General features: G+C 54.3%; 7 protein-coding genes and 1 pseudogene. 6 read left to right on the top strand and 2 right to left on the bottom strand.

All coding sequences use genetic code 11. The features are described from left to right. Positions 1-559 (bottom strand): acetate uptake transporter (gene satP / locus ACWKXX_RS15415; protein WP_045614866.1); only part of this gene is annotated, 559 nt, incomplete at its 3' end. A gap of 296 nt (positions 560-855) precedes the next feature. On the opposite strand from satP, the gene dnaK reads away from it, so the two are divergent. The 4 genes from dnaK (at position 856) to nhaR (ending at position 6,309) form a co-directional block, all read left to right on the top strand. Beyond that, the gene (dnaK, locus tag ACWKXX_RS15410) at positions 856-2,769 is read left to right on the top strand and encodes a molecular chaperone DnaK (RefSeq protein WP_017383818.1); all 1,914 of its coding nucleotides are present in this window, start codon (positions 856-858) and stop codon (positions 2,767-2,769) included. An 87-nt stretch (positions 2,770-2,856) separates the two neighbouring features. After that, positions 2,857-4,002, top strand: coding sequence for a molecular chaperone DnaJ (gene dnaJ, locus ACWKXX_RS15405; protein ID WP_008502040.1), 1,146 nt, complete (start codon positions 2,857-2,859; stop codon positions 4,000-4,002). Between the two features lie 173 nt (positions 4,003-4,175). After that, positions 4,176-5,351, top strand: coding sequence for a Na+/H+ antiporter NhaA (nhaA, locus tag ACWKXX_RS15400; protein ID WP_261666446.1), 1,176 nt, complete (start codon positions 4,176-4,178; stop codon positions 5,349-5,351). Positions 5,352-5,409: 58 nt separating this feature from the next. Continuing rightward, a complete protein-coding gene (gene nhaR / locus ACWKXX_RS15395; protein ID WP_003856462.1) occupies positions 5,410-6,309 on the top strand; it encodes a transcriptional activator NhaR in 900 nt (299 codons plus the stop codon). 58 nt (positions 6,310-6,367) lie between these two features. Here the strand turns inward: nhaR and rpsT are convergent, their stop codons facing one another. Next, on the bottom strand, positions 6,368-6,631 hold the full coding sequence (gene rpsT, locus ACWKXX_RS15390; protein WP_003856458.1) for a 30S ribosomal protein S20: 264 nt from the start codon (positions 6,629-6,631) through the stop codon (positions 6,368-6,370). A 115-nt stretch (positions 6,632-6,746) separates the two neighbouring features. Here rpsT and ACWKXX_RS15385 point away from each other — a divergent pair. Next, positions 6,747-6,952, top strand: a pseudogene (locus ACWKXX_RS15385) (DUF2575 domain-containing protein); the annotation flags it as partial. A gap of 7 nt (positions 6,953-6,959) precedes the next feature. Further along, positions 6,960-7,886, top strand: a complete 927-nt coding sequence (ribF, locus tag ACWKXX_RS15380; RefSeq protein WP_003856456.1) for a bifunctional riboflavin kinase/FAD synthetase — start codon at positions 6,960-6,962, stop codon at positions 7,884-7,886. Positions 7,887-7,922 lie beyond the last annotated feature (36 nt).

Below are 7,922 nucleotides of genomic sequence, written 5' to 3'. Positions count from 1 at the left end.
TTTCACCAATCGGTAGAATGGTGCGGTCGAACTGCTCGTTCAGCACTTCACCCATCGCCAGGTAGATTGCGCTTGCGCCGCACACCAGACCGACCCAGCCGGCAACGTGAACGATGCCTTCGTTATCCGCCAGGTGACCGATGGCCAGCAGGGCGAACAGGACGGTCAGGCTCAGGAAGACGAATTGCAGCGCGCGGTTCGCCTTAAGGGTGCCGAAGAACATGAACAGGGTGAACACGCCCCACAGTCCCAGGTACACGCCCAGGAAATGGGCGTTTGCCGCCTCCGCGAGGCCCATTTTAGGCATCAGCAGAATCGCGACCAGGGTCAGCCAGAAGGAACCGTAAGAGGTAAAGGCGGTTAAGCCGAAGGTGTTGCCTTTCTTATATTCCAGCAGGCCCGCAAAGATCTGTGCGATACCGCCGTAAAAAATGCCCATCGCCAGGATAATGCCGTCCATCGGGAACATCCCGATATTATGCAGGTTCAGCAGAATGGTGGTCATGCCAAAACCCATCAGGCCCAGCGGAGCCGGATTAGCCAACTTAGTGTTGCCCATAAGTCCTCAAAAAAATCATCATTAATATGGTGAAATGGTTAAACCCGCGCCAGTTCTCCCTGACGGGGCGCGGCATCATAATGGGCGGCATCGACGCCGTCTATGATCTCACCGGGGTGAAATTAAAAAATTTTTTATCCTTCCCCCTTGATGGATGCCGTTGTGACCCCATCTTGTAAGCAACCGCAGTGTGTGGACCTGAAAAAAATCAAATCTGGGCAGTTGAAAAAGCACGTTCTGCCCTTATTACAGGTACACAACCACATGTTGACTGAATTTTTAGTGGAGACGTTTAGATGGGTAAAATTATTGGTATCGACCTGGGTACTACCAACTCTTGTGTAGCGATTATGGATGGCACTACTGCACGTGTGCTGGAGAACGCCGAGGGCGATCGCACCACGCCTTCTATCATTGCTTATACCCAGGATGGTGAAACTCTGGTTGGTCAGCCGGCTAAACGTCAGGCAGTGACAAACCCGCAAAACACCCTGTTTGCGATCAAACGCCTGATTGGCCGCCGCTTCCAGGACGAAGAAGTTCAGCGTGACGTTTCTATCATGCCTTACAAAATCATCGCAGCCGATAACGGCGATGCATGGCTTGATGTGAAAGGCACCAAAACGGCACCTCCGCAGATCTCTGCTGAAGTGCTGAAGAAAATGAAGAAAACCGCGGAAGATTACCTGGGTGAACCGGTAACTGAAGCTGTTATCACCGTACCTGCTTACTTCAACGATGCTCAGCGTCAGGCAACCAAAGATGCTGGCCGTATCGCAGGTCTGGAAGTAAAACGTATCATCAACGAACCAACCGCAGCAGCACTGGCTTACGGTCTGGATAAAGAAGTCGGCAACCGTACTATCGCGGTTTACGACCTGGGTGGTGGTACCTTCGATATCTCTATTATCGAAATCGACGATGTTGACGGCGAAAAAACCTTCGAAGTTCTGGCAACCAATGGTGATACTCACCTGGGTGGTGAAGACTTCGATACCCGTCTGATCAACTACCTCGTTGACGAGTTCAAGAAAGATCAGGGCATTGACCTGCGTAACGACCCGCTGGCTATGCAGCGCCTGAAAGAAGCCGCTGAGAAAGCGAAGATCGAGCTGTCTTCCGCTCAGCAGACCGACGTGAACCTGCCGTACATCACCGCAGACGCGACCGGTCCAAAACACATGAACATCAAAGTGACCCGTGCGAAACTGGAAAGCCTGGTAGAAGACCTGGTGAACCGTTCTATCGAGCCACTGAAAGTTGCATTGCAGGACGCTGGCCTGTCCGTGTCTGACATTCAGGACGTTATCCTGGTAGGTGGTCAGACTCGTATGCCAATGGTTCAGAAGAAAGTTGCTGAATTCTTTGGTAAAGAGCCACGTAAAGACGTGAACCCGGACGAAGCGGTTGCTATCGGTGCTGCGGTTCAGGGTGGTGTACTGACCGGTGAAGTGAAAGACGTACTGCTGCTGGACGTTACCCCGCTGTCTCTGGGTATCGAAACCATGGGTGGCGTGATGACTCCGCTCATCAACAAGAACACCACTATCCCGACGAAACACAGCCAGGTGTTCTCTACCGCTGAAGACAACCAGTCTGCGGTAACCATCCATGTGATTCAGGGTGAGCGTAAGCGTGCGGCGGATAACAAATCTCTGGGTCAGTTCAACCTGGACGGTATTAACCCGGCACCACGCGGCATGCCACAGATCGAAGTCACCTTCGACATCGATGCTGACGGTATCCTGCACGTGTCTGCGAAAGACAAAAACAGCGGTAAAGAGCAGAAGATCACCATCAAGGCATCTTCTGGCCTGAACGAAGCGGAAATCGAAAAAATGGTTCGTGATGCCGAAGCTAACGCGGAATCCGATCGTAAGTTCGAAGAGCTGGTTCAGACCCGTAACCAGGGTGACCATCTGCTGCACAGCACCCGTAAGCAGGTTGAAGAAGCGGGCGATAAACTGCCAGCGGAAGACAAAACTGCAATCGAAACTGCACTGAGCGCGCTGGAAACGTCTCTGAAAGGCGAAGACAAAGCGGACATCGAAGCGAAGATGCAGGAGCTGGCACAGGTTTCTCAGAAGCTGATGGAAATCGCTCAGCAGCAGCACGCACAGCAGCAGGCGGGCGCTGAGGCTTCCCAGAACAACGCGAAAGACGACGATGTTGTCGACGCTGAGTTCGAAGAAGTGAAAGACAAAAAATAATCGCCCTGATGCAGGGTAAGTAATCGGCACGGGCGTAGGAGAATTCTCCACGCCCGTGCTCGCATGTTAAGGGGCTTAAAAAAACCAATGGCAAAGCAAGACTATTACGAGATTTTAGGCGTTCCGAAAACTGCGGAAGAGCGTGAAATCAAAAAGGCGTATAAGCGCCTGGCCATGAAATTCCACCCTGACCGTAATCAGGGTGACAAAGAGGCTGAAGCCAAATTTAAAGAGATTAAAGAAGCCTACGAAGTCCTGACCGATGCACAAAAACGTGCGGCCTATGACCAGTATGGTCACGCGGCCTTTGAACAGGGCGGCATGGGCGGCGGTGGATTTGGTGGCGGCGGCTTCGGCGGCGGCGCTGATTTCAGCGATATCTTTGGTGATGTTTTTGGCGATATCTTCGGCGGCGGGCGTGGTCGTCAGCGCGCGGCGCGCGGCGCAGACCTGCGCTACAACATGGACCTGACGCTGGAAGAAGCGGTTCGTGGCGTAACCAAAGAGATCCGTATCCCGACGCTGGAAGAGTGTGACGTTTGCCACGGCAGCGGCGCGAAAGCGGGGACTCAGCCACAGACCTGCCCAACCTGTCATGGTTCCGGTCAGGTGCAGATGCGCCAGGGCTTCTTCGCGGTGCAGCAGGCCTGTCCGCACTGTCATGGTCGCGGTACGCTGATTAAAGATCCGTGCACCAAATGTCACGGTCACGGTCGCGTAGAGAAAACCAAAACGCTGTCCGTTAAGATCCCGGCAGGCGTGGATACGGGCGACCGCATCCGTCTGGCAGGTGAGGGTGAAGCCGGCGAGCACGGCGCACCGGCAGGCGATCTGTACGTTCAGGTTCAGGTGAAGCAGCACGCCATCTTCGAGCGTGAAGGTAACAACCTGTACTGTGAAGTGCCGATCAACTTTGCGATGGCGGCGCTGGGCGGCGAAATCGAAGTGCCGACGCTGGACGGTCGCGTTAACCTGAAAATCCCTGGCGAAACCCAGACCGGCAAGCTGTTCCGCATGCGCGGCAAAGGCGTTAAATCCGTTCGCGGTGGCGCGCAGGGTGACCTGTTATGCCGCGTAGTCGTGGAAACGCCGGTCGGCCTGAACGATAAGCAGAAACAGCTGCTGAAAGAGCTTCAGGAAAGCTTTGGCGGCCCGACGGGTGAGAAAAACAGCCCGCGCTCCAAAAGCTTCTTCGATGGCGTCAAAAAATTCTTCGACGATTTAACCCGCTAACCCGCCAGCTGGTTACTATCCTTTAAAGCCCGGAAGCGATTCCGGGCTTTTTGCTTTTTAGCGTTATACCTCGGTTAAACTGAATCTATAACCAATATTAATCTGTTTTTACCGATCTGTTTGCGCTGATATTATGGTTTTACCGAGGTATTGTTGTAAAAGAGAGTTTAAACGTGAAATTACTACACCGTTTCTTTAGCAGTGAGGCATCCGGCGGCGTCATCCTGATTATTGCTGCTGCGGCCGCCATGCTGCTCGCCAATATGGGCATGACGCGCGATCTCTATCACGCATTTCTGGAAACGCCCGTCGAGCTGAAGGTCGGGGCGCTGGAAATTAACAAGAACATGCTGCTGTGGATCAACGATGCGCTGATGGCGGTGTTCTTCCTGCTGGTGGGCCTGGAGGTTAAACGTGAGCTGGTGATCGGTTCGCTTGCCAGCCGTCAGCGCGCGGCGTTTCCGGTGATCGCGGCGATTGGCGGGATGATCGTTCCGGCGTTGCTCTTTCTCGCGTTTGCGTGGCAGGATCCGGTTGCGCGTGACGGCTGGGCGATCCCGGCCGCAACGGATATCGCGTTTGCGCTCGGGGTCTTAGCCTTGCTCGGTAGCCGCGTCCCGGTAGCGCTGAAAATTTTCCTGATGGCGCTGGCGATTATCGATGACCTGGGCGCTATCGTGATTATCGCGCTGTTCTACACCAGCGATCTGTCGGTTCTGTCGCTGAGCGTGGCGGCCGTGGCTATTGCGGTGCTGGCGTTGCTGAACGTCTTCAACGTCCGACGTACGGGTATTTATATTCTGGTGGGCATGGTGCTGTGGACGGCGGTGCTGAAGTCTGGCGTGCATGCCACGCTGGCGGGCGTCATCGTTGGCTTCTTTATTCCGCTGAAGGAGCAGGACGGCAAATCGCCTGCCAGACAGCTTGAGCATGTGCTTCATCCGTGGGTGGGCTTTATGATCCTGCCGCTGTTTGCGTTTGCCAACGCGGGTGTTTCCCTGACCGGGGTTACCCTGGACGGACTCACCTCCGTGCTGCCGCTGGGTATCATCGCCGGTCTGTTTATCGGTAAGCCGCTGGGTATCAGCCTGTTCTGCTGGCTGGCGCTGAAGCTGAAGCTGGCGTCATTGCCAAACGGGACCACCTTTAGCCAGATTATGGCCGTCGGCGTGCTGTGCGGTATTGGATTCACCATGTCGATCTTTATCTCGACGCTGGCGTTTGGCGCAAGCGCGCCTGAGCTTATCGTCTGGGCGAAACTCGGCATTCTTATCGGGTCGCTGCTGGCCGCGGTTATCGGTTATACCTTGTTGAAGGTGAAGTTGTCCGGACAGGCTGTCCAGGCATAACAGGAAACCGGGAGGAGGGAAGCCTTCTCCCGATAAACTATCAGGGAGTGAAAACGTGATGTCTCATTTGAACTATAACCATCTCTATTACTTCTGGCATGTCTACAAGCAGGGCTCGGTCGTGGGCGCCGCAGAGGCGCTCTACCTGACGCCACAGACTATCACCGGGCAAATCAAAGCCCTGGAAGAGCGGTTACAGGGCAAGTTGTTCAAGCGCAAGGGCCGTGGGATTGAGCCCAGTGAACTGGGCGAGCTGGTGTTCCGCTATGCGGACAAGATGTTTACCCTGAGCCAGGAGATGCTGGATATCGTTAACTATCGCAAAGAGTCTAACCTCCTCTTTGACGTGGGCGTGGCGGATGCGTTGTCGAAACGGCTGGTAAGCGGCGTGCTGGATGCCGCCGTCGTTGAGGATGAGCAAATTCATCTGCGCTGCTTTGAGTCCACTCACGAGATGCTGCTGGAACAGCTGAGCCAGCATAAGCTGGATATGATTATCTCGGACTGCCCAATCGACTCCACGCAGCAGGAAGGCTTGTTCTCGGTGAAAATTGGCGAATGCGGCGTCAGTTTCTGGTGCATCAATCCGCCGCCGGAAAAACCGTTTCCGGCTTGCCTGGAAGAGCGCCGCTTGCTAGTGCCGGGGAGGCGGTCCATGCTCGGACGGAAGCTGCTGAACTGGTTTAACTCGCAGGGGCTGAACGTAGAAATCCTCGGTGAGTTCGACGATGCGGCGCTGATGAAAGCCTTTGGCGAGGCGCACAACGCTATCTTCGTCGCTCCGACGCTGTATGCGCACGATCTCTATTCAGACGACAAGATTACCGAGATTGGCAGGGTGGATAACGTGATGGAAGAGTATCACGCCATATTCGCCGAAAGGATGATTCAGCATCCGGCGGTACAGCGAATCTGCAACCGCGACTACTCGGCGCTGTTTACGCCGCCGGCAATCTGAAGACATAAAAAAACCCGCGTTAAGCGGGTTCTTTCAAACAAGCAACAACAAGTGGCGATTAAGCCAGTTTGTTGATCTGCGCGGTCAGGTTTGCTTTATGACGCGCTGCTTTGTTTTTGTGGATCAGACCTTTAGCAGCCTGACGATCCACGATTGGTTGCATTTCGTTAAATGCGTTCTGCGCTGCAGCTTTGTCGCCAGCTTCGATTGCTGCGTATACTTTCTTGATGAAAGTACGCATCATAGAGCGACGGCTTGCATTGTGCTTACGAGCCTTTTCAGACTGAACGGCACGTTTCTTAGCTGATTTGATATTAGCCAAGGTCCAACTCCCAAATATGATCTATGTGGACAATTCAAAGGCCGAGGAATATGCCCTCTATACCTTCTTTTGTCAATGGATTTGTGCAAATAAGCGCCGTTAATGTGGCGACGCTACGTTACGTAGTGATGGCGCAGGATTCTACCAGCTTGTCGTTCGTGAATACAGCTTTTCGGCGTAAAAATCGCAGTTCGCGGACAGATTTTTTTGCTGCGAAAGGTCAGCGTGATGAAATCATACGGCTTTCTGTTTAGCGTGAACAATCGCCGGTTAACCTTAACCGCTGTACAAGGTATACTTTGGCGATTTTCACTGTTTTGAGCCAGTCATGAAGCTGATACGCGGCATACATAATCTCAGTCAAGCCCCGCACGGGTGCGTGCTGACCATTGGTAATTTCGACGGCGTGCATCGTGGGCATCAGGCGCTGTTGCAGGGATTGCGTAAAGAAGGCGAGGCGCGAGGCCTGCCCGTCGTGGTGATGATTTTCGAGCCTCAGCCGCTGGAGCTGTTTGCAGGCGAGAAATCCCCCGCGCGGCTGACGCGTCTGCGTGAGAAGTTACGCTACCTGGCGGAGTCAGGGGTGGACTACGTCCTGTGCGTACGGTTCGACCGTCGTTTTGCCGCGCTGACCGCACAAAATTTTGTCAGCGACCTGTTGGTCAGGCAGCTTGGCGTGCAGTTTCTCGCCGTGGGCGATGATTTCCGCTTTGGCGCTGGTCGTCAGGGCGATTTCTTGTTATTACAGAAGGCTGGCCTGGAGTACGGGTTTGACGTCACCAGCACGATGACCTTCTGTGAGGGCGGCGTGCGCGTCAGCAGCACGGCGGTACGTCAGGCGCTGGCGAACGATGAACTGGACACGGCAGAAACGCTGCTGGGTCACCCGTTCACAATTTCAGGTCGCGTGGTCCATGGCGATGCGCTGGGCCGCACGATAGGTTTCCCGACGGCGAATATACCGCTGCGTCGTCAGGTCTCCCCGGTTAAAGGGGTCTATGCGGTGGAAGTGGCAGGACTGGGCGAGAAGCCTTTCTACGGCGTCGCCAACATTGGCACACGTCCAACGGTTGCCGGTGTGCGTCAACAGTTAGAAGTACACCTGCTGGACGTTGTAATGGACCTGTATGGTCGCCATATAGATGTGATACTGCGTAAAAAAATACGCAATGAACAGCGATTCGCTTCGCTGGATGAACTTAAAGCGCAAATCGCGCGAGATGAATTAACGGCCCGCGAGTTTTTTGGGCTTTAGAACCGGCTTAACTGCCTACGTGATAAATACGGAACC

Source organism: Enterobacter sp. UPMP2061, assembly GCF_053709615.1.
This window is presented reverse-complemented; position numbering and strand designations above follow the sequence as displayed.